The following is a 22,728-nucleotide window of genomic DNA, read 5'->3' on the forward strand; positions in this document are numbered from 1 at the left end:
TCCGGGCACCCTGATGTTATCGCAACTTTGTGTTGCGATAGGTACCCGATGGGAGTTCCATGCCCTCCACAATCGTTCGCGCGGCGGCGCTGTTGTTTCCCGGTCTGCTGGCCGGGGCCTTCGGATACGGCGCGGTCAATGTGCTCTACGCCTTCCGCGAGGTCCCCCTGGATGTCCGATTCACCTTCCACACCGCGCTCATGCGGGTGAACGGACCGGTCATGCAGTCCCTCATGGCGTTGACCATCCTCAGTGCGGTCGTGCTGGCGGTACGGTCCGGCGGCCGGTCCCGAATCCTCGCCGCCGTCGCCGCCGTCCTGGCCTTCGCCTCCTTCCTCATCACCCGCTTCGGCAATGTCCCCATCAACCAGCACATCAAGGTCTGGGCGGTGAGCGGGCCGCCCGCCGACTATGCCGAGGTGCTGCACCGCTGGGAACAGTTTCATTTCGCCCGAACCGGCTGTGCGCTGGTCGCTTTCGTCATGCTGATCATCGCTGTCACGAGCTACGACGGCGAAACCGAAGCGCCGGTCACCGACTCCGCACTACGGTCCGCGCTTCGACCTCTCGCAATAGGGCGTGCACGCGGGGATCACGGGTGAGCGCGCCGTCGAGGACGGTGTTGATCAGACCGCGGAACAGGGCATACGGCTGCCAGCCGGCGGGGGCGATGGTGCGGGCGGCGCGGTGTTCGATGCCGTCGGCGATGGTGCGGGCGGCCTGTTCGGCGGTAATGCGGGTCTTCAACGGCCAGGGCAGCAGTTCCTCGAGGCGGCGGCCGATCTCGTTGTCGTCCAGGGTATTCCGCGTCATGGCGGTGTCGACGATGCCGAAATAGGCGATGCCCGCCGTGGCGCGGTGCGCCGAGAGTTCCACGCGCAGCGCACGACCGAGCTGTTCCACGCCGGCCTTGCTGATCATGTAGGGCGCACCGCCCATACCGGGGGCGAAAGCGGCGCAGGAGGAGACGACCACGATGTGGCCGCGGGCGCGGATGACGTGATCGAGTGCGGGGTGGACGGTATTGAAGACACCGATCAGGTTGATGTCCAGGACGCGGTCGAAGGCGCTCGCGTCCATCGATCGCAGGGTGGCCGGGGCCGGGACGACCCCGGCATTGGCCACTACGACGTCCAATTGCCCGAATCGGTTGACCACCTCCTCGACCACCGAGGCCATCTGCCCGCGGTCGGCGACATCGGCGGCGATCGGGAAGGCGCGGTCACCGAGGGTTTTCGCCAGCGATTCGGCGGCCACGGTGTCGATGTCGACCACCGCGATCTCGGCCCCGCGCGCGTGCAGCAGCCGGGCCGTTTCCGCGCCGATGCCCTGCCCCGCGCCGGTGATCAGCACGACCCGGTCGCGTACCGGATACGGCGGTTTCATCCACTCCATCAGCTGCTCATCTCATAGGACTCGGCATCGAATCGCCTGGTGCGGCGGCGGTATTCGAAGCTCCAGTTGGGGTACAGGCCGGCGTTCAGCCCGTCGGGGGTGGTGTAGTAGCTCTGGCAGCCGCCGGTGAGCCAGACCGAAGTGGAACTGCGGGTGGCCATTTCGGTGAGGAAGGCGTCCTGGACGGGTCGGCGCAGTTCGATGCGGCGGGTCGCGGTGTGGCGCAGGGTGCGGACGGCGTCGACGATGTAGGCGATCTGGGATTCGATCATGTAGATGGCCGATTGGTTTCCGGCCGCGCCGAACGGGCCGAGGGTGCAGAAGAAATTGGGGAAACCGGCGACCGTGGTGCCCAGGTAGCTCTGGGGGTGTTCGCGGTAGAGGTCGGCGATAGTTCGCCCGTCGCGGCCGGTGAAGCGTTCGAAAGCGGTGGGGATGGCGGTGAATCCGGTGCCGAAGATGATGGTGTCGACAGCGTGTTCGGTGCCGTCGCGCAGCACGATCGAATGGGGCTTCACCTCGGCGATGCCCTCGGTGATCACGTCGACATTGGGCTGGTCGAGGGCGGGCAGGTAGGCGTCGGAGAAGATGGCGCGTTTGCAGCCGATCACATAGTCCGGTGTCAGGGTGTCGCGCAGCCGGGCGTCACGAACCTGCCGTCGCAGTTGCAGGCGGCCCAGCGCCTCATAGGGATGCCGGAAACGCTGATCCACCAGCGAGATCAGCCCGAAGCCCTCGATAGCCGCGTACCAGCCGCCGCGAATCGCCTTCTGGGTGAACGGAATCCGGCGCAGCAGGAATCGCTCGAGCCCGGAGGTCGCGCGGTCCAGGCGCGGCACGATCCAGGGCGCGGAGCGCTGGAACAGCAGCAGTTTCCCGACCCGGGGCTGGATCTCGGGAACGAACTGCACCGCCGACGCCCCGGTGCCGATGACCGCCACCTTCTCACCGGTCAAATCATGGGCGTGATCCCAGTGCAGCGAGTGGAAAGCCTTGCCCGCGAACGATTCCAGCCCGGGCAGCGCCGGATACTTGGCGTCGGCGAACACGCCGGTGGCCGAGATCAGGATGTCGGCGGTGAGCTGCCCGCCGGAATAGCCGATCCGCCACACCGACCGGTCGTCATCCCAGCGGGCGTCGAGCACCTCGGCGCCGAATCGAATATGCCGCACCACATCGTGATCGGCGGCCACCCGGCGCAGATAGGCCAGGATCTCCGGCTGCCGCCCGTAGGTGCGCGACCAGTCCGGATTCGGGGCGAACGAATAGCTGTACAGCTGCGACGGCACATCGCAGGCACACCCGGGATAGGTATTGGCCTGCCAGGTCCCGCCCAGGTCGGCGGCGCGTTCCAGCACGACCAGGTCGTCGAATCCGGCCTCGCGCAGCTTGATCGCGAGGCCGATGCCGCCGAATCCGGCGCCGACGATCACGATATGGGCGTGCTCAGTACTTTCGGGCATCAGTGGTTCTCCAGCGGAATCAGAGATCGAGGACGAGACCGTCGCCCGCGGCGCGGGACACGCAGATCAGCATCTGATCGGCTCGTTCGGAATCGGTGAGGACGCGATCGCGGTGGTCGACCGCGCCGGACAGGACGCGCACCTTGCAGGTGCCGCAGAAGCCCTGCTGGCAGGAGTAGCCGATATCGGGCAGGCGGCGGCGCACGGCGGCCAGAGCGGTCTCGTCGGCGCCGACCCGCACCGTGGCGCCGCTGCGCGCCAGCGTGAGGTCGAATGCCGTACCGTCGGCCACCGGCGGGGCCGAGAACCGTTCCAGGTGCAGCGAACCCGTCGGGTCCAGCCGGAACCGGCAGCGCTGGGCCGCCTCGAGCATGGGCGGCGGACCGCAGACGTACACGGCCGCACCGGGTTCGGCGCTCGCGATCAGCTCGGCGATATCGGTCACCCCGTAGCGATCGTCGGGCCGGATCTCCGCGCCGGGCAGCTCGTGCCGGAACGGCATGGTGTCCAGGGATCTGCCCAGATAGATCAGCCGCCCGCGCCGCCCGGCGGCCTGCGACATGGGCAGCAGCGGGGTGATCCCGATGCCGCCCGCCAGGAACAGGTACGAGGGCGCGTCCACCAGGTCGAAGGCATTGCGCGGGCCGCGAATTCGCAGCCGCTGCCCCGGCCGTACCGATTCGTGGAGCTCCCGTGAGCCGCTGCCGCCGGGGATCGCGCGCACCGCGATCCGGTACCGCCATCGATTGGCCGGATCCCCGCACAGCGAGTATTGCCGCTGCCGCCCCGAGGGCAGGAACACATCGATATGCGCACCGGGCCGCCACGCCGGCAGCGCGCCGCCGGTCGCCGATCGCAGCGTCAGCGCGACCACATCCGCCGCCACCCGCTCGACCCGATCCACGCACACAACCGCGTCGAATCCGCTGCGCCGCACCGGATTCGGCGGCGAAAGCAGACCGGCGGCCGGTCCGCTCACGAAGACCCGCTTGTAGGCATCCATCACCCCGCCGAGGACCCGCAGTCCGGCCGGCGCCGACGGCTCGATCACGCTCACTCCCCCGCCGCCCGGGCCGCGGGCGAATGCGCGAGATACCGCAGCGCCCGGTCCATCGGCCCCAATTGCGAGGGATGGAAACCCGGCCGCAGATAGCGCGGCAACTCGCTGAAGAACACCGTCCAGCTCGGAATCACCCCGCGCCGTGTCGCATCGAGGAACTGCGCGCCCCAGAACCGCCCCTTGTCGCTCGACGGATCCTTCCGGAACAGATGCGCGGTCGAGACGATGAACAGCGGCAGCAGGGTCGCGCTCGCCAGCACCGCGGTCCGCGCCTTCCGCGCGTACCCGCCGTCGAGATACATGTACGCGTCGTAGACGACGCTGCGATGCTCGACTTCCTCGGCGCCGTGCCAGCGCACCAGATCGAGCATGGCCGGATGCATGCCCTTGCGCTCGAGCACGTCCGCCTCGAGCAGCCATTCCCCCAGCACGGCCGTGTAATGCTCCATCCCCGCGAACAGCCCGAGCCGCTCCTTGAGCCATTCCTCGCGCGCCCGCCCGGTCAGCCCGTGATCCCCGAGCACCCGATCGACCAGCCACGCCACGCGTTTCACGTACCCGTCCACATCCAGCCCGATCGACTGCAGATGTTCCCGCGCCGCCTCGTGACTGCTCGCGTGCATGGATTCCTGCCCGATGAACCCGGTCACCTCCTCCCGCAACCGCGCGTCCCGGATATGCGGCAGCGCTTCGGAAAGCGCCTGTGCCATGGCCCGTTCCCCTTCGGGCAGCACCAGATGCATGACATTGACGATGTGCGTGGCCAGGACCTCGCCGGGGATGTAGTGCATGGGTACCGACTCGAAGTCGAACCGCACGTCCCGGGCGTGAATCGCATGGGCTTCGTCGCTGTAGTGGCGCCTCGTCGCGCCGACCTTCTCAGCCATGTGCCGACCGTACAACGCAACAAATCGCATTGCAATGTTGCAGCCACAAATTGCCGTGATTTGTTGCATCACCCCGCCCGGCTGCTAGCGTTGCCCCCGTGCCCACCCCGCCGAAACCGACTCCGACCCGCACCGATGCGGGCGACGACATCGAATCCCGCATCCTGGACGCCGCGCTGATCCAGTTCCAGAAGGTCGGGGTCAAGAAGTCGACCATCGAGGATGTCGCCAAACAGGCGGGCGTGGACCGGGTCACCGTCTACCGCCGGGTGGGCTCCCGCGACGACCTGGTGCAAGCCGTCGTGCGCCGCGAGGTCGAACGCCTACTGGCCGAACTGGCCGGCCTGCCCGCACAACACGACGACATCACCGAACTGATCACCCGGGTGTTCACCATCGTCGTAACCCGCTGGCGCGCACACCCCCTGGTGGAGCGACTGCTCAGCGTGGAACCCGAGCGCGTGATCATGAAACTCACCGCCGACGACAACGGCGTCTTCGCCCTCTCCGTGGCGGCGACCGCGCAGATCCTCGCCGACGCGGCCCGGCGCGGATTGTTCACCGCCCCGGACGATCTCGCCATCAGATCCGAAATAGCCTGCCGCGTAGTGCATTCCATGATCCTGGTGCCGCGCGGGGCGATCGAGGTGCACACCGACGCCGAACTGGCCGATTACGCGGGCAAGTACCTGGTGCCGATCATCATCGGCTGATCGGACCCCTCAGGCGGACGGTGTCGCGCCGAGGGCGCGCAGCACCAAGGGCAACAGCCCGTCCGCGATCCGCTCGGCATCCGCCGCATCGAAGGCGTCCGGGGTCGAGGTGGTGAAGAAGAACCGGCTCATCACCGGCCCGATGACGAGATCGCCGATCAGGTCGGCGTTTTCGACCGCCGCGATCTCGCCGCGTTCGACGCCGCGGCGCACGGCCTCGCCCACCCGGTCCCGGACCGGTTGCAGGAAGGCCGCCGCCATCGCCTCCGCGAGCACCCCGTTGTGCGAGGCTTCGCCGATCAAGGCGCGCAGCAGCATGCCGCTCGGGCCGGTGGATACGACCGCCTTGGCGCGCAGGATCGTTCGCAGATCGCCTTCCAGGCTGCCGGTGTCCGGCGCGTCGCCCGCATGCTCGCCGTAGGTGGAGGCGGCGGCGACCACCAGGGCTTCCTTGGAGGACCAGCGGCGGTAGAGGGTGGCGGTGGAGACGCCGGCCCGGGTCGCCACGGCGGCGGTGGTGAGGCCGCCGTAGCCGGTTTCGGCGAGGACGGCCAGCGTCGCGTCCAGGATCGCCTGATCCCGGGCGGCGTCGCGGGGTCGGCCGCGGCGGACGGTGGCCTCTGCTGTCATGGCGTCAGCGTACTGCGTACCCAGAGCGGGAACGGAACCCGCCGAATTACGAAACTGAATCCTTTCGTTTCGTATATAGTGACCGGTATGACCGATTCCGCAGTTCTTGCCGAGGCCGTGGCCGCGGCGGGCACCGTCGCCCGCCTGCGCGATACCTTCGCCACCGGCCACACCCGACCGCTCGCCTGGCGCAAGGCGCAGCTGGCCGCGCTGAAGCGCATGCTGGTCGAGCGCGAGGATGCCTTCGCCGCCGCCCTGCACGCCGATCTGGGCAAGAGCGCGCTGGAGTCGTACACCACCGAGATCGGGTTCACGATCAATGAGATCGACCATGCGGTAAAGCAATTGGAGCGCTGGCTGCGGCCCAGCCGCGCCCGGGTGCCGCAGGCGCTGGCCCCGGCGCGCGCCCGCACCGTGCTGGAACCGCTCGGCACCGTGTTGATCATCAGCCCCTGGAACTACCCGCTGCAGCTGGCGCTGGCGCCGCTGGTCGGCGCGCTGGCCGCCGGTAACTGCGCGGTCGTCAAGCCGAGCGAACTGGCTCCGGCGACCTCGGCGGCCATCGCGGAATGGCTGCCGGCGTACCTCGACACGGCCGCGGTCGCGGTGGTCGAAGGCGCGGTCAAGGAGACCACCGACCTGCTGGACCAGCGTTTCGACCACATCTTCTACACCGGCAACGGCACGGTCGGGCGGATCGTCATGACCGCCGCGGCCAAGCACCTGACCCCGGTCACGCTGGAGCTGGGTGGCAAGAGCCCCGCGGTCGTCGACCCCGGCACCGATCTGGCGGCCTCCGCCCGGCGGCTGGTGTGGGGCAAGTTCATGAACGCCGGACAGACCTGCGTCGCACCGGACTACATCCTCGCGATCGGCGAGACCGCGCGCGAACTCGAACCGCTCCTCACCCAGGCCGTGCGCGACATGTACGGCGAAAACCCGCAGCAGAGCACCGATTACGGGCGGATCGTCAACGAACGGCACTTCGATCGCCTGACCGCGCTGCTGGGCGACGGCCGCATCGTCACCGGCGGCGACACCGATCGCGCGAGCCGCTACCTCGCCCCCACCGTGCTCGCCGACGTCGATCCGGAATCGCCGGTCATGAAGGAAGAGATCTTCGGGCCGATCCTGCCCATCGTGCGGGTACGGGACCTGGACGAGGCGATCGCCTTCATCACCGCCCGCGACAAGCCCCTCGCCCTCTACGCTTTCCTCGGCTCCGACGCCGCCAAGCAGCGCCTCCTCACCGAAACCTCTTCCGGCGCCCTGGCTTTCGGCATCACGAATGCCCACCTGGCGGTGGCGGGCCTGCCGTTCGGCGGCGTCGGCGAGAGCGGCATGGGCCGCTACCACGGCGCGTACTCCATCGAGACCTTCAGCCACGCCAAGGCGGTGCTCGACAAGCCGCTGCGCCCGGACACCCTGCGTATCGCCTATCCTCCGTTCACCGGGTTGAAGGAACGGCTGCTGCGCCGCCTGCTCTGAGCCCGGCCAGCGCCCCCAGCGCGAGCGCGATCTCGCATACGGCGATCCCGGTCGCCGCGTGCGGAATCCACGCCGCACCGCTGCCGTGACCGCCGTGGGCCGGCAGGGCGAGGTGCAGTGCGATCATGACGGCGCTGGTTCCCACGCTGACCTGCCAGACCCGCGCCCGCGGGTCCGTCCACAGATGCCAGGCACAGGCCAGGCACGCCAGGCTCATCAGATTCACCAGGGCGAACAACGGCATGGACGATCCGTGTCCCGGCGTCCCCGCCGCGTGCAGCAAGGCCGATCCCGCGGCCAGCGCCGCACAGCATCGAGCCGTGATGCGGTGCGGCGCAACGGAAACAGCGGTCATTGCGGATGGCAGCAGTGGGCGGCGGCGCTGGGCGGTACGCCGAGGACGGGATTGCGGTCGAAGAAGCCGTAGGGCTGGAGTTTGAACCCCGCATAGTCCACCGGCATGACCGGCCAGTCCTCCGGGCGCGGGAAGTGGGTGAGCCCGAAGGTGTGCCACAGCACCAGATCCTCGCCGTCGAGGGAGCGGTTCGCCGCCATATAGGCGGGCAGGCCATCGCCGCCCGGATGCTGATTCACCAGATCCCCCGCCGGATACCGCTCTGCACGCGCGTACCGCGTCACCCACAGCTGCCGGGTGGTGAACGCCGCCCGGGCCGCGATGGAGGAGGACGGGTCGGCCAGCAGGGTCGGCGTCTGGTGCGCGTGCAGCACGTAGGCGGTGGGATCGCCCATCCGATTGGTGTGCTCGGTGCTGACGATGTGCCACACCCGTCCGTTGGCGGCGTCGGCGTCGCGGGCGCCCTCGGCCTCGCTGACCAGCCGGGTCTTCTTGGCGGTGAAGGCGTTTCCCCAAGGATTGTCCGGCCCGACCGGCACGCGGCCGACCTCCACTTCGTCGACCGCATTGGCCACGCCGTCGACCATCATGTCCAGGCGCGCGCTGAAAAGGTGCTGGTGGTAGGGCAGTCCGAGCCCGGGCGCGACCTCGCTCTGATACGCCGACCCCTCCGGCGGATAGGCTGCGGTGAACGCGACGCCGGTGAGTTTCGCCTCGCATTCGATGGTGCCGTCCAGGTACAGGTACCAGTAGAAGCCGTAGTCGTAATTGCCGACGGTGGTGAAGAAGCTGATCACCAGCCGCCGCTGCCGCCGCACCTCGCTGACGCCGGTGAACAGGTCGGTGTGCTTCCAGAGCGTGCCGTAGTCCTCCTCGTGCAGGCAGATGGCGTTCGGGATGGTGCGCGGCATACCCAGTTCGTCGCTCAACACCGCGTCGAAGTAATGGATTTCGCCGAGACAGTCGCAGCCCAGGCGCAGCGAGTTGGTGAACCGGCCGAAGAGGTATTCGCCGGTGTCGAAGTAGTTCTGCCAGAAGCGGGTCGGGGACGGGTCGGCGTAGGGCACCACCATCTCAGCGATGGAGGCGCGGTAGAGCACCGGCCGGTAGCGCTCGCCGTCGCGAATCCGCAACCGGCGCAGGATGAGTCCTTCCCGGGCGTCGAAGCCGAGTTGCAGCCGCCAGTTCGCCCATTCGACGCGATCGCCGTCGACCCGGAAGCTGGGACCGTCGGGCTGGGTGATCTCGATGGGCTTGAGGTCCTCGAATCCCGGCGCGGCCAAGGCCGGGTCCTGGAAGTTGCCGTGCTCGTCGGGGACGTCGAGGATCCGATGGTCGATGAGCTCCAGCAGTTCCCGGCCGATGATGTCCACGTATGCGCACAGCCCGTCCACCGGGTGCGCCCACGGATGATCCTCGGGATGGTCCTGCCGGAAGGCGAACACCCGGATGATGCGCCGCCCCTCCTCGCCCGGGATGCCGTAGCTGCCCGCCGACAGCGGAACGCAGACCGTGGCGGCCGGGTCGACGCCGCGGGCGCGCAGGGCGGCGCACCAGCTGTCGTCGCCGGCGAGGATGACGCCGACCTCCGCGAACTCCTCCTCGAGGATCGGCACTCGGCCGCGGCTGCCCGACAGCACCGTGTCGGCCCGGATCTCGTGGGAGGTGAGCGAGACCAGCACATCGCGGGACACTCCGGTCGAGATGTCCAGCAGCAGGATGCGCGCGAGCCGTTCGGGTGCGAGACCGGCGCCGTCGTGATGGGCCAGCACGGCGGCCTTGTCCGGCTCGTCCAGGCCGACATAGACGAACCGGACGGTCGAGCCGACCAGACCGGCCGCGCTCAGGATCTCGCGCACGGCGTCGATCTCGGCGGCATCGAGCGCTGCGAGAGCGGAATCCAATGCGGTGCGGGCAGTTTCAACGGTGGACATGTGAATACTCCTGGTTGGTAAGGAAATTCAGGCGGCGATGGCATCGACGATGCCGTCGTAGACCGTTCGGTTGGCGCGCCGCAGCGTGTACGCCTGAGCGATGCCGGCCAGCGGGAACGCGGCGGTGACGGCCAGCAGCACCGCGGCGAGGGCGGTCGAACCGCCGATCAGCGTCGGGAAGTTCACCACGATCAGCCCGGCCGCCACCGCCAGCCCGAGCAGCCCGAACGCCGGTGCGATCCGGGTGTGCCAGCGGCGGGTATCGCTGCCGGTGCGCGCGAAGTAGACGATGACCGCCGCGCAGGTGACCGCCATCAGCACCGCCACGCCGAGACTCGCCACGCCGGAGAACCAGGTGAACACTTCGAGTTCCGGATCGAGGCCGCACAGCGCGAAGACCGCGATCAGGGCGCCCGCCGTGCCGGTCTGCGCGAGCGAGGACAGATGCGGCGATCGGTGGCGGTCGTGCACGCGGGCCAGCCCGCTCGGCAGCACATTGGTCGCGGCCATCGAATGCTGGTAGCGCGCAACCACATTGTGGAAGGAGAGCACGCAGGCGAACAGGCTGGTGAGCAGCAGTACGTTGACGGCGACCGCACCGGCGGTGCCCAGATACTCCTGCGCGGTGCGGACGATGAGATCGCCGGGGTTCTCGGCGGCCGCGGCCACGATGCCGTCCGGCCCCCACGCCATGACCAGCGCCCAGGACGCGAACGCATAGAGCACACCGATGGCCAGCACCGCGCCGTAGGTGGCGAGCGGGATGGTCCGGGCGGGATCGCGGGCCTCGTCCCGGAACACGGCGGTGGCCTCGAAGCCGATGAACCCGGCGATGGCCAGCATCAGGCCCAGCCCGGGCGAGCCGGAGAGCACCGTCTCGGGCGAGAACGGTTGCGCCGACAGCCCTTCCGCGCCGCCCCGGGCCATCACCACGACGCTGAGCAGCAGCACGATGCCGACCTCGGCGATCAGCAACAGCCCGAGCGCCTTGGAGCTCACCTCGATATGCCGGTAGCCGAGCACGCCGACCACAGCGACGATCGCCAGCGCGTAGCCGTACCAGGGCAGTTCGGGGCCGCCGATATCCACGATCGAGCGCCGGAGCGCCGCGCCGAGGAATCCGTACACGGCCACCTGCACCATCGTGTAGGTCAACCAGGCCAGGTAGGCCGCGCCCAGTCCGAGCGGGCGGCCCAGCCCGTACCCGATATAGGTGAAGAACGCACCGGCTTTCGGCACGTGGCGGCTCATGGCGCTGAGCCCGACCGCGAACAGCAGCAGCACGATCGCCGACACCACGAACATGGCCGGATAGCCGGCGCCGTTGCCGATGAGGATGGCGATCGGCGCGCCGCCGCCGATCACGGTGAGCGGCGCGGCGGCCGCGACCACCATGAAGATGATCGCGCCGGGACCGAGCGAACCGCGCAGTCCGGCGGGCGGTGACGCCGGGCCGGATGGGGATGTGGGGGCCATGTGGCACCTCCGGAAGAGCGAGGATCTTTGACCCTCAACACTGTCGGCACACCGTTTTTCGGGATGGTGATGCGGCGGTAAAGGTCGAGGCCACCGCGAATGAGACCGTCCGGCACGAGAGCTGTCTCGTTCGCGACCACACAGTCCTCATCTCCCCGAAACCGGTGCGATACATGGTTTTCGTAGTTTCCGGGCGTATGGATGCCCGCAGCAGCGCACTCGACCGCGCGATCGCCGACCCGCCGCCGGTGCGCGGGGTGCACGCCACCTCCCCCATGTCCGGGCTGCGCCGCCGCAGTCTGGGCTTCGCCGGGCTGCTGTCGCAATCGGTGTCGGCCATCGCCCCGTGCGCGGCCGCCGCGACGGTGCCGGGCATGCTGGTGAGCACCAGCGGTGACGGGGCGCTGTGGGCGGCGATCCTCGGCGTCGGACTGACCCTGCCGGTGGCGGCGGCCATCAACCAGTTCACCAAACGCGTCGCGACGGCGGGTTCGCTCTATACCTTCACGGCCAAGGGACTCGGCGCGACAGCCGCCTTCCTGTGCGGCATCGGGCTGATCCTCGGATACGGGTTCATCGCCATGTACTCCTTCGCCCACATCGGTTTGCAGGTGTCGAATCTGCTGGGCGCGATGGGTTTCGAGGCGGGTTCGAGCGGATCGGTCCCGCTGTTGAGCGTGCTCGCCGCCGGCGCGGCCTGCGCGGTGGTGATGCTGCGCGGCATCGGCATGTCGGCGCGCTTGAACCTGCTCGTCGAATCGATCGCGGTGGTGGTGCTGGTCGCACTGGTCGTCGTGCTGTTCCGCGGCCAGGGCCGCCACCCCATCGCCTGGGAACTGCTCGCCCCGCAACGTGTTCCGTTCTCCGGACTGGTGGTCGGGGTGGTCATCGCCATCACCGCGTTCGTCGGATTCGAAAGCGCGGCCTCGCTGTCGGTGGAGGCCCGGCGGCCCTTCGCCGCGGTCCCGCGCGTGCTGATCTGGTCGCCGCTGGCCGCGGGCGTGCTCGTGGTGGCCGCGACCTCGGTGCAGGCCACCGGTTTTCGCGCGGCCGGCGTCGCGGTCGGCAGCGACCCGGACCCGGTGCGCACCCTGTCGGCGTTCTACGGCGTCGGCTGGATCTCCCCGATTCTCGACTGCGGTGTCGCCGCCTCGTTCTTCGCCTGTGCGCTGGCGTCCTCGACCGCGCTGGTGCGCGTGCTGATGAGCATGGGCATCGACGGCGTGCTGCCCGCCGTGCATCGCACGCACCCGGTCTACCGGACCCCGCATCTGGCGATCGGCGTCTCCCTGCCCGTCGTCACCGGCGTCCCGCTGCTGTTGCTCGCGGCGGGCGTCACCCAGGCCGTCGGCATCCTCCTGGTCGTCTCGGCGGGCGGCTATGTGCTCGCCTACGCCCTGGTCTGCCTCGCGGTCCCGTTCTTCCTGCGCCGCATCGGCGAATTCAGCTTCGGTCCGGCCGTACTGGCGTGCGGCACCGCGCTCGGCCTCACCGGCTGCCTGTCGGTGTTCCTGGTCGCCGAATGGCGCGGGCCGCGCGCGGCGGGCGTGTGGCTGCTCGCCCTCGGGATAGCGCTGGGGCTGGCCGGACTCCGGCGCGCCCGACGGCACGGCCCGCACCCGCTCGGCACCCACGACACGCCGATCGGCTCGGAAGTGCTGGGCGGAGCACGTATTCCGGGCCCCGGCGACGGTGCGACCGCACCCGTGCGGAGCCCGGAGTGAGCACGGCGGGCGGTATCGGCGGGCGGCAGCCCAAAGCGGTACTGAGCGCGTTGGTGGTCCTGGAAGAGGTGGCCGCCTGCGGTCCGGGCGTGACCGCCCGGGAGATCAGCCGCAATCTCGCCATGCCCCGCGCCACCGCCTACCGGCTGCTGAATCTGCTGGTGCAGCAGGAGTATCTGGTCCGCACCCCCGACCTGAGCGGTTTCGCCCTCGGCGCCAAAGTCACCGAGCTCGCCGGAATGGCCGCCCCCGCACCGCTGCCCGACACCGTGCTGGACACCCTCGAGCAGCTCCGCGCGCACACCCGCGGCGGCATCCACCTCACCGGCTATCTGCGCACCACCACCCCGCGCCCGCGCGTCCGCATCCTCGACGCCGACCCCGAATACCCCATCGAGCACGAGCAGCGCATCACCACCGACCTCACCGCGTCGGCCATCGGCCGCCTGGCCCTCGCCGAATCCGATCCCGCCGCCCACCGCGGCTACGCCCTGCAAATCGACGAATTGCGCTCCGGCGCCGGCTGTCTGAGCCTTCCCATCCGCAACCGGCGCGGCATTCTCGTGGCGGGCCTGACCCTCTCCACCACCTCGGCCCGCCTCCGCGACCTCGACGCCGCCCGCCGCCTCCTCGCCCCGGGTCACGACCGCCTGCAAGCAGCCTTCCGCGGCCATTGAGCGGGCGCGGCCGGGATTCTCTTGACAATGGCCGGGCGGCCGCCCATCGTGGAATAGTTAGCATAGCTAATCGGTAGCGACCGCCGTTTCCGGATACGCGCCGTGCGATGAAGCAGGAGGGGCGGTATGACCGAAGCTACCCGCGAGGAGGCCCGCGCGGCCCGGTTCAGCGAGCTGCTCACCGAATTGCTCGCCGACGAACAACTCCGGGCCGCACAGCCGAAGCCGGAGGTCGCGGCGGCGGTGCGGGCACCCGGGCTGAGCCTGGCGGGGACCATCGCGGTCATCATGGAGCACTATGCCGATCGGCCGGCCATCGGATGGCGGACCGCCACGGTGGTGACCGACGCGTCCGGGCGGCGGGCCCGGCGGCTGCTGCCCGGGTTCGAGACCATCAGCTATCGCGAGCTGTGGCGGCATGCCGGGGAGCTGGCCGCCGCCTGGCGCGACGATGCCGAAACCCCGGTCCGCGTCGGTGATTTCGTGGCCGTGCTGGGGTTCGCGGGGCTCGACACCACGATTCTCGATCTCGGGTGCGTGCGCGCCGGTGCGGTGATCGTGCCGTTGCAGGCGAGCGCGGCGGCGGCGCAATGGCATTCGATTCTGGCCGAGACCGGTGCGCGGGTACTCGCGGTCAGCCTGGAACTGCTCGACGCGGTCGTCGACGGGGTGCGCGACGGCAGCCCGATCGAGACCATCGTCGTGTTCGACTACGAACGCGATGACGACCAGCAGGCGCAGCTCTTCGAGCAGGCGCGGCAACGGCTTTCGGCGAGCGGCGCGGTGCGGCTGGAAGGCCTGGACGACGTACTGGCCCGGGGCCGGACGCTGCCACCGATCGCCGCACCGGCCACCGGTGGCGAGGAGGCGCTGGCGCTGCTCGTCTACACCTCCGGCAGCACCGGCACCCCGAAGGGCGCGATGTACACCGAGCGGCTGGTCACGCACATGTGGGCGGGGCCGACCGAGATCCCGGTTCCGGTGGTGAACGTCGGATACATGCCGATGAGCCATGTGGCCGGGCGGCTGGTCCTGGCGGGCGCCCTCGCGCGCGGCGGCACCACGTATTTCACCGCCGAGAGCGATCTGTCGACCCTGTTCGAGGACATCGCGCTGGTGCGGCCCACCGAACTGTTCTTCGTACCGCGCGTGTGCGATCTGGTCTTCCAGCAGTATCAGCGGGAACTGCGGCGGCTCATCGAGCAGGGCGTCGATCCCGATGCCGCCGACGAGACGGTGAAAACCGAGCTGCGGCAACGATTCCTGGGCGGCCGTCTGGCCCGCGCCATGGTGGGCAGCGCCCCGGTGTCGGCGGAGATGAAGGCGTTCATCGAATCCGTCCTGCAGCAGGTGCTGCACGACGGTTACGGCTCCACCGAAGCGGGCGGCGGTTTGATCCTCGACGGCGAGGTGCGGCGACCGCCGGTGCTGGACTACCGCCTGGCCGATGTGCCCGAACTCGGCTATTTCACCACCGACAAGCCGTATCCGCGCGGCGAGTTCCTGGTCAAGACGACTCAGATGATTCCGGGATACTTCAAGCGGCCGGATGTGACGGCGGAGATCTTCGACGCCGACGGGTTCTATCGGACCGGCGATATCGTGGCCGAGCTGGAGCCGGATCGCCTCGTCTACCTGGATCGCCGCAACAATGTGCTCAAGCTGTCGCAGGGCGAGTTCGTGGCGGTGGCCAAGCTGGAGGCGCTGTACGCGACCAGTCCCCTGATCCGGCAGATCTTCGTGTACGGCGCGAGCGAGCGGGCGTTCCTGCTGGCGGTGATCGTGCCGACCCCGCAGGCGCTCGAGCTCGATCCCGCCGAACTGCCCGGCGCGCTGGCCCGTTCGTTGCAGGGCATCGCCAAGGACAATCAGCTGGAATCCTTCGAGCTGCCGCGCGGTCTGCTGCTCGAAACCGAACCGTTCACGGTCGAGAACGGGCTGCTGTCGGGGATCGGAAAACTGTTGCGGCCCAAGCTGAAAGAGCGTTTCAGCGATCGCTTGCACGCGCTCTACGACGACCTCGAAAAGCAGCAGGTCGGCGAGATGGACGAACTGCGGAACGGGGCCGCCACCCGGCCGGTCGGCGAGACGGTGGTCCGCGCGGCGAAGGCGGTGCTGGGCGCGGTGACCGAACCGCCCCTGGATGCCCGATTCATCGACCTGGGCGGCGATTCACTGTCCGCACTGACGTTCTCGACACTGCTGCGCGATTGCTTCGAGGTGGAGGTGCCGGTCGGATTGATCGTCGGCCCGGCCACCGAGCTGCGGCGGCTGGCCGAGTACATCGAGACCGAACGCCACGGCACCCGCCCCACCGCCGCCTCCGTGCACGCGCAGCCCGGTGAGATCCGGGCGTCGGAGTTGACCCTGGACAAGTTCATCGACGCCGAAACCCTGTACGCGGCAACATCATTGCCCAGCGCCCCGGCGGAGCCGGTCACGGTGTTGCTGACCGGAGCCAACGGCTATCTGGGCCGATTCCTCCTGCTGGAATGGCTCGAACGGATGGACCACGACGCGGGCCGGGTGATCTGCGTGGTGCGCGGCAGCGATGCCGAGTCCGCCCGCGCGCGCCTGGACACGGTCTTCGACAGCGGCGATCCGGAACTGCTCGCGCACTACCGCGATCTCGCGGCGCGCCGCCTCGAGGTGCTCGCCGGGGATATCGGCGAGCCGAATCTCGGCCTGACCGAACCGGATTGGCAGCGCCTGGCCGCCACCGTCGACCTGATCGTGCACCCGGCCGCCCTCGTCAACCACGTACTCCCCTACGACCAGCTGTTCGGCCCCAATGTGGTCGGCACCGCCGAGATCATCCGCCTCGCCCTCACCACGCAGCGCAAACCGGTGACCTACCTGTCCACGGTCGCGGTGGCCGCCCAGGTCGCACCGGACGCCTTCGAGGAGAACGGCGACGTGCGGGAATTCAGCGCCGTCCGCAGCGTCGACGACGGCTACGCCAATGGCTACGGCAACAGCAAATGGGCGGGCGAGGTGCTGTTGCGCGACGCCCACGACCGCTTCGGCCTGCCGGTGGCGGTGTTCCGTTCGGACATGATCCTGGCGCACAGCCGTTTCCGCGGCCAGTTCAATCTGCCCGATATGTTCACGCGCCTGATGCTGAGCCTGCTCGCCACCGGCATCGCCCCGAAGTCGTTCTATGCCACCAATTCCCACGGCAACCGCCGCGCCGCCCACTACGACGGCCTGCCCGCCGATTTCACCGCCGCCGCCATCACCGTGCTCGGGGCCGCCAATGTCTCCGGTTTCGCCACCTACGACGTCATCAATCCGCACCGCGACGGCATCTCCCTCGACACCTTCGTGGACTGGCTGATCGAGGCCGGGCAGCCCATCGAACGCATCGACGACTACGCCGAATGGTTCGCCCGTTTCGAGACCGCGCTGCGGGCGCTCCCGGAACGCCGCCGCCGCGATTCAGTGCTGCCGCTGCTGCACGCCTACCGCCGCCCGGCCCCGCCGCTCCCGGGCGCGGCGCTGCCCGCCGAGCATTTCCAGGCGGCCGTGCGGACCGCGCGGATCGGCCCCACCGGCACCATTCCGCACCTGTCGCGGGAGCTCATCGGCAAATACGTGGCGGATCTCCGCCTGCTCGATCTGCTGTGAATCGCGCCCGGGCGAAATATTCTGCGAACAGGATGTCCGGATCCCTCGGACGGCTTCGACGTTCCGGAAGAAGGCGTCACCGGGACGCCTGACCACGGAGGTGAGACCGATGAAGTACATGATCCTGTCCTACGGCAGCCAGCGCGACTACGACGGTATGGCGGGCCAGGCCACCGGTGACGACGCGTGGACGCCGGAGGAACTCGCGGGCATGGTCGAGTTCATGCGCAAGTTCAGCGCCGAACTCGAAGCGTCCGGTGAACTGGTGGACACCCAGGGCTTGGCGGCGCCGGTGCACACCCGGCGGGTCAGCGGCAGCGCCCGCGCCGGGGTGCCGGTCGCGGTGACCGACGGCCCGTACGCCGAAACCCAGGAGGTGCTGGCCGGTTACTGGATCGTGGAGTGCGACAGTTTCGATCGCGCCACCGAGATCGCGGTCCGGCTGGCCGAATGCCCGGCCCCGCGCGCGGTCGCGGCCCGCGCGTTCGCGGATGTGCGGCCCATCAGCCAGGGCGCGGACGAACTCCAGTCCTGATGCCCACGCCGGCCGAGGACCTGCTGCGCACCCTCGCGCCGCAGGTCCTCGGCGCGCTGGTGCGCCGCTACGGCCATTTCGACACCGCCGAGGACGCGGTCCAGGAAGCCCTGCTGGCCGCCGCCACGCAATGGCCGGACGACGGGATGCCGGAGGATCCGAAGGCGTGGCTGCTCACCGTCGCCGCCCGCCGCCTGACCGATATGCTGCGCGCCGAACAAGCCCGCCGCCGTCGCGAAGACATTGTCGCGCAGCAGGTTCCGGCGGACCATTGGACTTCGGGCGCAGCCGGCGAACGCATCGAGGATGCCGATGACACCTTGATCCTGTTGTTCCTGTGCTGCCACCCGGACCTGTCGCCCGCCTCGCAGATCGCCTTGACCCTGCGCGCGGTGGGCGGCTTGACCACCGCCGAGATCGCCCGCGCCTTCCTGGTCCCCGAAGCCACCATGACCCGGCGCATCACCCGCGCCAAACAATCGATCAAGGCCGCGGGCGCCACCTTCCGCATGCCGCGCGCCGCCGAACGCGACGCCCGCCTGGCCGCCGTCCTGCACGTGCTGTACCTGATCTTCACCGAGGGCTATGCCGCCACCGCGGGCCCCGAACTCTACCGCCGCGACCTCTCGGGCGAGGCGATCCGCTTGACCCGCATCATGTTCCGGCTCCTGCCCGAGGACGACGAAGTGGCCGGGCTGCTCGCGCTCATGCTGCTCACCGATGCCCGCCGCCCGGCTCGCACGGGTCCTACCGGCGAACTGATCCCGATGGCCGAACAGGACCGCACCCGCTGGGACGCCGACCTCATCGCCGAGGGCATCGCCTTGATCACCGCCGCCCTGCCGCGTGGCGGCCTGCCCGGCCCCTATCAACTGCAAGCCGCCATCGCCGCCGTGCACGACGAGGCCGCCACCGCCGCCGAGACCGACTGGCCGCAGATCGCCGCGCTCTACACGGCTTTGATCACGCTCACCGACAATCCGATGGTCGCCCTGAATCGCGCGGTCGCCGTCGCCATGGCCGACAACCCGCCCGCCGGTCTGGCGCTGCTCGCGAACCTCACCGACGACAGCCGCCTGAGCACCGACCATCGCTTCTACGCCGTACGCGCCCAACTGCTGGAGATGACCGGCGACACCGCGGCCGCGCTCGCCGACTACCGGCATGCGGCGGAACTCACCGGCAGCCTCCCGCAGCGCCGCTACCTGACCGAACGCGCCCGAAGCCTGGCGGCCGCTCCCCCATCGGGCGAGTGATCGGCTACTTTGTCGCCCTGGACAAGCCGATCACGCCGATTCGTCCCGCCCGCACAGTGACTCGGCCCGCGCCGCGGTCTCATACTGACAATTCCGTGCGCGCACCGACGAGAGGGATTCCATGAGCATCGATGCCGATGCCGCCACCGGGCCCCGGTCCACCGATCCACGCCGATTCGATACTCCGGCACCCGATCTGCTGCCCGTCGACGACCCGTTCTACCGGCCACCCACCGGCTGGCACGCGACCCCGCCCGGCAGCGTGCTGCACGCCCGCCCGGTCACCGTGGCGGCGTTCGGCCGCATCCGGCAGCCGCTGACCGCGTGGCAATTGCTCTATCGCACAACGGATCTGCACGGCGCACCGGACGCGGCGGCGACCACCGTCATGCTCCCGCCCCACCCGGCCCCCGGCCCGCCCCGGGTGCTCAGCCATCAGTGCGCCATGGATTCGGTGTCCTCCCGCTATTTCCCGTCCTTCGCGCTGCGCGCCGGCGCGCGCGCCCTCGGCAGCCCCACCCAGTTCGAATTCTTCGCCATGACCGCCGCTCTCGCCCGCGGCTGGATCGTCGGCGTCCCCGATCACGGCGGCATGCTCGGCGCGTACGTCGCACCCCGCGAGCCGGGCCATCGCACCCTCGACGGACTGCGCGCCACATTGGGTTTCGCCCCGCTCGAACTCGCCCCCGACACGGCGCTGGGCCTGATCGGCTACTCCGGCGGCGGTATGGCGACGGCCTGGGCGGCCGAACTGGCCGGCACCTACGCGCCGGAACTGAACATCGCGGGCGCGGCGGCCGGTTCACCGGTCGGCGATCCCGCGGCCGCCTTCCTGCGCATCAACGGCAAGCGAGCCGCCGGCCTGCCCGTCATGGCCATGGCCGCCCTCCGCCAGGTCTATCCGGCCTTGGACGCGGTACTGCACGAACACACCACGCCTGCCGGGCGGCAACTGCTCGAATCCATGCGCACCCGAGGCACATTCAGCGCCATCTCCCACCTGTCCGGCCGCGATATCGGCGACTACACCACCGTCCCGCTGACCGCCCTGCTCGCCCGCCCCGACGTGGACGAAGTGATGCGCGACCTGCGCCTCGGCACCGCCGCCCCCGCCATGCCGATCCTGGTGGTGCAGAGCGTCAACGACCAGATCATCGCCGTCGAAACCGTCGACGCTCTGGTCCGCGCCTACCTCGACGGCGGCGCCCGCGTCACCTACCTGCGCGACATTCTCAGCGAACACAACAGCCTCGCCGTCCTCGCCCTGCCCCGCATGCTCGACTGGCTCGCCGACCGCTTCGCGAATGTGCCGCTGCCCGAATCGACCACGACCACCGTCCGCTCGGTCCTCGCCCAGCCCGGCACCCTGTCCGGCCTGCGCCGCATGGGCCGCACCGCCGCGCAGGTCCTACGCGGCCGAAAACTCACCCCGCACCGTTGACGCCACCGCGACCCGCAGCGGCCGGACGTGCGCCCGGTGCTCTGAGCCACCGGCAACCGGGGACGCGGCACCGTGGCCGGCATCGACCCGCGCTCGCGTAATCAACCGGGTCAGAGCAGCGGCCACATGCTCGGGTTCTTCGAGAATCACCGAATGCCCTGCGCCGTCGATCAATACGAGGTCCGCGTAATCCACGGCGGCGGCCATGGCGACCGAGTGCGAGGGCGGGGTCATCAGGTCCGCGGAACCGCACAGGACGAGGGTGGGGATCCGAGACAGACCCGCCAGGGCATCGGTGCGGTCGTAGCTGGTGAAGGCGCGCAGGAAGCCGGCCATGGTCACGATCGAGGTTTCGTTGCGCATGGCGTTGGCCAGGGCGAGCACGCGCGGGCTGACCTTGCGGTCGCCGAATTCGGCCAGCCGGACCAGGGGCGCGAACACCTTGCAGGCCAGCAGTTTCGCCTGCTGCATCGGGTGCGGGGCGATACGCACGGCGGCCTGGAAAAGGGTGATCGCCGGATTGGTGAGCAGGCGGCCGAAACCCGATTCGGCGAGTCCGCTCGCGGCGGTGGCGATCAGCCCGACGCCGATGATGCGGGTGCCGATCTCGTGGGCGTACCGAGCGGCGTAGGTCAGCAGGGCCATGCCGCCCATGGAATGCCCGACCAGGACGACCGGTCCGTGCGGGGCGACGGCGTCGAGCACCTCGCGCAGATCGTCGGCGAGCTGTTCCAGATGGTAGGTGCGGCGGGCGGCGCGAGCCGAATCACCGTGTCCGCGATGGTCGTAGCACACGACCCGAGCGGCGGGATACTGCCTGGTCAGCGCATCGCGCACATAGGTCCAGGACTGCGTGTGCTGGCAGTGCCCGTGCAGCAGCACCACGGTGAGCCTCGCGTCGAGGTGGCCGTATTCACGGACCGTGAGACCGGTGCCGTCCGCCGTGACGACCGTCGTGCGCCGATGCGCCGGGGCGGCGAGGGTGCTGAGGGTCATCGGGGACTCCAGGGTCGGGCGGATCGATGCCTCAAGTGTTCGCCCGCCCGGCTCCCGGCAGGAGAGCCCCGAGGACTCGATCACCACCGCCCGAGGTGGCGTCGATCACCACCCTGGGTGTAACCCCCGGGCAACCGGTGTGCGCCGAACCGTTGTGCCCGGATTGCGCTGTCGCGTACTGTCAGGCGCGTCGTGCCGGAAGGGTCCCGGCACGCTGTGGGGACGAGAGGACAGTGCGGGTGGCTGTCGCCGTTGGAGCGGATTTCTCCGGCTATCGTCTGGAACGACTGCTCGGGTCCGGCGGCATGGGAACGGTGTACCTGGCCCGGCATCCCCGGCTGCCCCGGCGGGACGCGCTGAAGATCCTGGCCGAGGAGCACACCGCCGATCCGGCCTTCCGGGCCCGGTTCCTGCGCGAGGCCGAGAACGCGGCGCGCGTACGGCATCCCAATGTGGTGGCGATCCGCGACCGCGGCGAGCACGCCGGCCGGCTGTGGCTGACAATGCAGTACGTCGAGGGCCCCGACCTCGCCGAGATCATTCGCCGCGCACCGGGCATGCTGCCCATCGAACGGGTGCTGCGGATCCTCACCGAAGCCGCGCACGGACTCGACGCGATCCACCGGGCGGGCCTGCTGCACCGGGACGTGAAGCCCGCCAATATCCTCGTCGAGGAACGCTCCGGCCTGGGCGACCGGGTCCTGGTCACCGACTTCGGCATCGCCCGCCCCGCCGGCGAAACCGCCACGCACACCGAGGGATTCGCCGCCACCCTCGCCTACGCGGCCCCGGAGCGCATCCGCGGCGAGAGCGGTGATCACCGGGCCGATGTGTACGCGCTCGGCTGCGTGCTCTACGAAATGCTCACCGGCTTCCTGCCTTTCCCGCGCGACACACCCGCCGCGGTGGTGTTCGCCCACCTCAACGATCCACCGCCGAAACCCTCGACCTTCGGTGCGCCACCGGGTTTCGACGACGTGATCGCCACCGCGCTGGCCAAGGATCCGGCCGATCGCTTCGCGAGCGGCGGCGCGCTGGCGACCGCGGCGCGCACGGCCGCCGACACCACGG

General features: G+C 69.7%; 19 protein-coding genes. 10 read left to right on the forward strand and 9 right to left on the reverse strand.

Annotated features, from left to right (window positions below; translation table 11 throughout):
* The first annotated feature begins 59 nt into the window (after positions 1–59).
* Positions 60–602 carry an anthrone oxygenase family protein gene (locus NY1_RS39310; protein ID WP_067722752.1) on the forward strand — a complete coding sequence of 181 codons (543 nt, stop codon included), beginning with the start codon at positions 60–62 and terminating at the stop codon, positions 600–602.
* Here NY1_RS39310 and NY1_RS39315 read toward each other — a convergent pair.
* Genes NY1_RS39315 through NY1_RS39330 form a run of 4 tightly spaced genes read right to left on the reverse strand, consistent with a single transcriptional unit; the run spans position 532 to position 4,805 of the window.
* On the reverse strand, positions 532–1,395 hold the full coding sequence (locus tag NY1_RS39315) for an SDR family oxidoreductase (RefSeq protein WP_067722754.1): 864 nt from the start codon (positions 1,393–1,395) through the stop codon (positions 532–534). The genes NY1_RS39310 and NY1_RS39315 overlap by 71 nt on opposite strands.
* Positions 1,395–2,858, reverse strand: a complete 1,464-nt coding sequence (locus NY1_RS39320; RefSeq protein ID WP_157762781.1) for a flavin-containing monooxygenase — start codon at positions 2,856–2,858, stop codon at positions 1,395–1,397. Before NY1_RS39320 ends, NY1_RS39315 begins: the two co-directional genes overlap by 1 nt.
* Positions 2,859–2,877: 19 nt before the next feature.
* On the reverse strand, positions 2,878–3,861 hold the full coding sequence (locus NY1_RS39325; RefSeq protein WP_067722785.1) for a PDR/VanB family oxidoreductase: 984 nt from the start codon (positions 3,859–3,861) through the stop codon (positions 2,878–2,880).
* 50 nt (positions 3,862–3,911) lie between these two features.
* Positions 3,912–4,805, reverse strand: a complete 894-nt coding sequence (locus tag NY1_RS39330) for a metal-dependent hydrolase (protein WP_067722758.1) — start codon at positions 4,803–4,805, stop codon at positions 3,912–3,914.
* A 98-nt stretch (positions 4,806–4,903) separates the two neighbouring features.
* On the opposite strand from NY1_RS39330, the gene NY1_RS39335 reads away from it, so the two are divergent.
* Positions 4,904–5,518, forward strand: a complete 615-nt coding sequence (locus NY1_RS39335) for a TetR/AcrR family transcriptional regulator (protein WP_067722760.1) — start codon at positions 4,904–4,906, stop codon at positions 5,516–5,518.
* Positions 5,519–5,527: 9 nt separating this feature from the next.
* Here the strand turns inward: NY1_RS39335 and NY1_RS39340 are convergent, their stop codons facing one another.
* Positions 5,528–6,148: a TetR/AcrR family transcriptional regulator gene (locus NY1_RS39340; protein WP_067722761.1), complete on the reverse strand. Its 621-nt coding sequence runs from the start codon at positions 6,146–6,148 to the stop codon at positions 5,528–5,530.
* Between the two features lie 54 nt (positions 6,149–6,202).
* Between NY1_RS39340 and NY1_RS39345 the strand changes: the two genes are divergently transcribed.
* Positions 6,203–7,636, forward strand: a complete 1,434-nt coding sequence (locus tag NY1_RS39345) for an aldehyde dehydrogenase family protein (RefSeq protein ID WP_174567262.1) — start codon at positions 6,203–6,205, stop codon at positions 7,634–7,636.
* Here NY1_RS39345 and NY1_RS39350 read toward each other — a convergent pair.
* From NY1_RS39350 to NY1_RS39360, 3 genes are read right to left on the reverse strand one after another with little or no spacing between them, the layout of a single operon-like run.
* Positions 7,596–7,991, reverse strand: coding sequence for a hypothetical protein (locus NY1_RS39350; protein ID WP_157762782.1), 396 nt, complete (start codon positions 7,989–7,991; stop codon positions 7,596–7,598). The two genes, NY1_RS39345 and NY1_RS39350, sit on opposite strands and share 41 nt — an antisense overlap.
* The gene (locus NY1_RS39355; protein ID WP_067722767.1) at positions 7,988–9,925 is read right to left on the reverse strand and encodes a primary-amine oxidase; all 1,938 of its coding nucleotides are present in this window, start codon (positions 9,923–9,925) and stop codon (positions 7,988–7,990) included. The genes NY1_RS39350 and NY1_RS39355 overlap by 4 nt, the downstream gene beginning before the upstream one ends.
* A gap of 27 nt (positions 9,926–9,952) precedes the next feature.
* A complete protein-coding gene (locus NY1_RS39360; RefSeq protein ID WP_067722769.1) occupies positions 9,953–11,401 on the reverse strand; it encodes an APC family permease in 1,449 nt (482 codons plus the stop codon).
* A 173-nt stretch (positions 11,402–11,574) separates the two neighbouring features.
* Between NY1_RS39360 and NY1_RS39365 the strand changes: the two genes are divergently transcribed.
* From NY1_RS39365 to NY1_RS39390, 6 genes are all read left to right on the forward strand, one after another.
* Positions 11,575–13,125: an APC family permease gene (locus NY1_RS39365; protein WP_169815475.1), complete on the forward strand. Its 1,551-nt coding sequence runs from the start codon at positions 11,575–11,577 to the stop codon at positions 13,123–13,125.
* Positions 13,122–13,802, forward strand: a complete 681-nt coding sequence (locus NY1_RS39370; protein ID WP_067722773.1) for a helix-turn-helix domain-containing protein — start codon at positions 13,122–13,124, stop codon at positions 13,800–13,802. The genes NY1_RS39365 and NY1_RS39370 overlap by 4 nt, the downstream gene beginning before the upstream one ends.
* A 126-nt stretch (positions 13,803–13,928) precedes the next feature.
* Complete coding sequence (car, locus tag NY1_RS39375; protein ID WP_067722775.1) at positions 13,929–17,429, forward strand: carboxylic acid reductase; 3,501 nt, start codon at positions 13,929–13,931, stop codon at positions 17,427–17,429.
* Positions 17,430–17,538: 109 nt separating this feature from the next.
* Positions 17,539–17,964: a YciI family protein gene (locus tag NY1_RS39380; RefSeq protein WP_067722777.1), complete on the forward strand. Its 426-nt coding sequence runs from the start codon at positions 17,539–17,541 to the stop codon at positions 17,962–17,964.
* Complete coding sequence (locus NY1_RS39385; protein ID WP_067722779.1) at positions 17,964–19,220, forward strand: RNA polymerase sigma factor; 1,257 nt, start codon at positions 17,964–17,966, stop codon at positions 19,218–19,220. Before NY1_RS39380 ends, NY1_RS39385 begins: the two co-directional genes overlap by 1 nt.
* A gap of 121 nt (positions 19,221–19,341) precedes the next feature.
* On the forward strand, positions 19,342–20,661 hold the full coding sequence (locus NY1_RS39390; RefSeq protein WP_084536222.1) for a lipase family protein: 1,320 nt from the start codon (positions 19,342–19,344) through the stop codon (positions 20,659–20,661).
* Here NY1_RS39390 and NY1_RS39395 read toward each other — a convergent pair.
* On the reverse strand, positions 20,629–21,657 hold the full coding sequence (locus tag NY1_RS39395; RefSeq protein WP_084536224.1) for an alpha/beta fold hydrolase: 1,029 nt from the start codon (positions 21,655–21,657) through the stop codon (positions 20,629–20,631). The two genes, NY1_RS39390 and NY1_RS39395, sit on opposite strands and share 33 nt — an antisense overlap.
* A gap of 239 nt (positions 21,658–21,896) precedes the next feature.
* Here NY1_RS39395 and NY1_RS39400 point away from each other — a divergent pair.
* On the forward strand, positions 21,897–22,728 hold an 832-nt coding region (locus tag NY1_RS39400), incomplete at its 3' end, for a serine/threonine-protein kinase (protein ID WP_169815476.1).

The sequence above is a fragment of the Nocardia yamanashiensis NBRC 100130 genome (assembly GCF_001613325.1).
GTDB classification, from domain to species: Bacteria; Actinomycetota; Actinomycetes; order Mycobacteriales; family Mycobacteriaceae; genus Nocardia; species Nocardia yamanashiensis.

Coding starts and splice junctions, on each gene's coding strand:
- NY1_RS39340 (WP_067722761.1), bottom strand. CDS start 6,148: ATGACAGCAGAGGCCACCGTCCGCCGCGGCCGACCCCGCGACGCCGCC.
- NY1_RS39385 (WP_067722779.1), top strand. CDS start 17,964: ATGCCCACGCCGGCCGAGGACCTGCTGCGCACCCTCGCGCCGCAGGTC.
- NY1_RS39355 (WP_067722767.1), bottom strand. CDS start 9,925: ATGTCCACCGTTGAAACTGCCCGCACCGCATTGGATTCCGCTCTCGCA.
- car (WP_067722775.1), top strand. CDS start 13,929: ATGACCGAAGCTACCCGCGAGGAGGCCCGCGCGGCCCGGTTCAGCGAG.
- NY1_RS39360 (WP_067722769.1), bottom strand. CDS start 11,401: ATGGCCCCCACATCCCCATCCGGCCCGGCGTCACCGCCCGCCGGACTG.
- NY1_RS39315 (WP_067722754.1), bottom strand. CDS start 1,395: ATGGAGTGGATGAAACCGCCGTATCCGGTACGCGACCGGGTCGTGCTG.
- NY1_RS39380 (WP_067722777.1), top strand. CDS start 17,539: ATGAAGTACATGATCCTGTCCTACGGCAGCCAGCGCGACTACGACGGT.
- NY1_RS39310 (WP_067722752.1), top strand. CDS start 60: ATGCCCTCCACAATCGTTCGCGCGGCGGCGCTGTTGTTTCCCGGTCTG.
- NY1_RS39330 (WP_067722758.1), bottom strand. CDS start 4,805: ATGGCTGAGAAGGTCGGCGCGACGAGGCGCCACTACAGCGACGAAGCC.
- NY1_RS39365 (WP_169815475.1), top strand. CDS start 11,575: ATGGTTTTCGTAGTTTCCGGGCGTATGGATGCCCGCAGCAGCGCACTC.
- NY1_RS39395 (WP_084536224.1), bottom strand. CDS start 21,657: ATGACCCTCAGCACCCTCGCCGCCCCGGCGCATCGGCGCACGACGGTC.
- NY1_RS39350 (WP_157762782.1), bottom strand. CDS start 7,991: ATGACCGCTGTTTCCGTTGCGCCGCACCGCATCACGGCTCGATGCTGT.
- NY1_RS39325 (WP_067722785.1), bottom strand. CDS start 3,861: ATGGATGCCTACAAGCGGGTCTTCGTGAGCGGACCGGCCGCCGGTCTG.
- NY1_RS39320 (WP_157762781.1), bottom strand. CDS start 2,858: ATGCCCGAAAGTACTGAGCACGCCCATATCGTGATCGTCGGCGCCGGA.
- NY1_RS39390 (WP_084536222.1), top strand. CDS start 19,342: ATGAGCATCGATGCCGATGCCGCCACCGGGCCCCGGTCCACCGATCCA.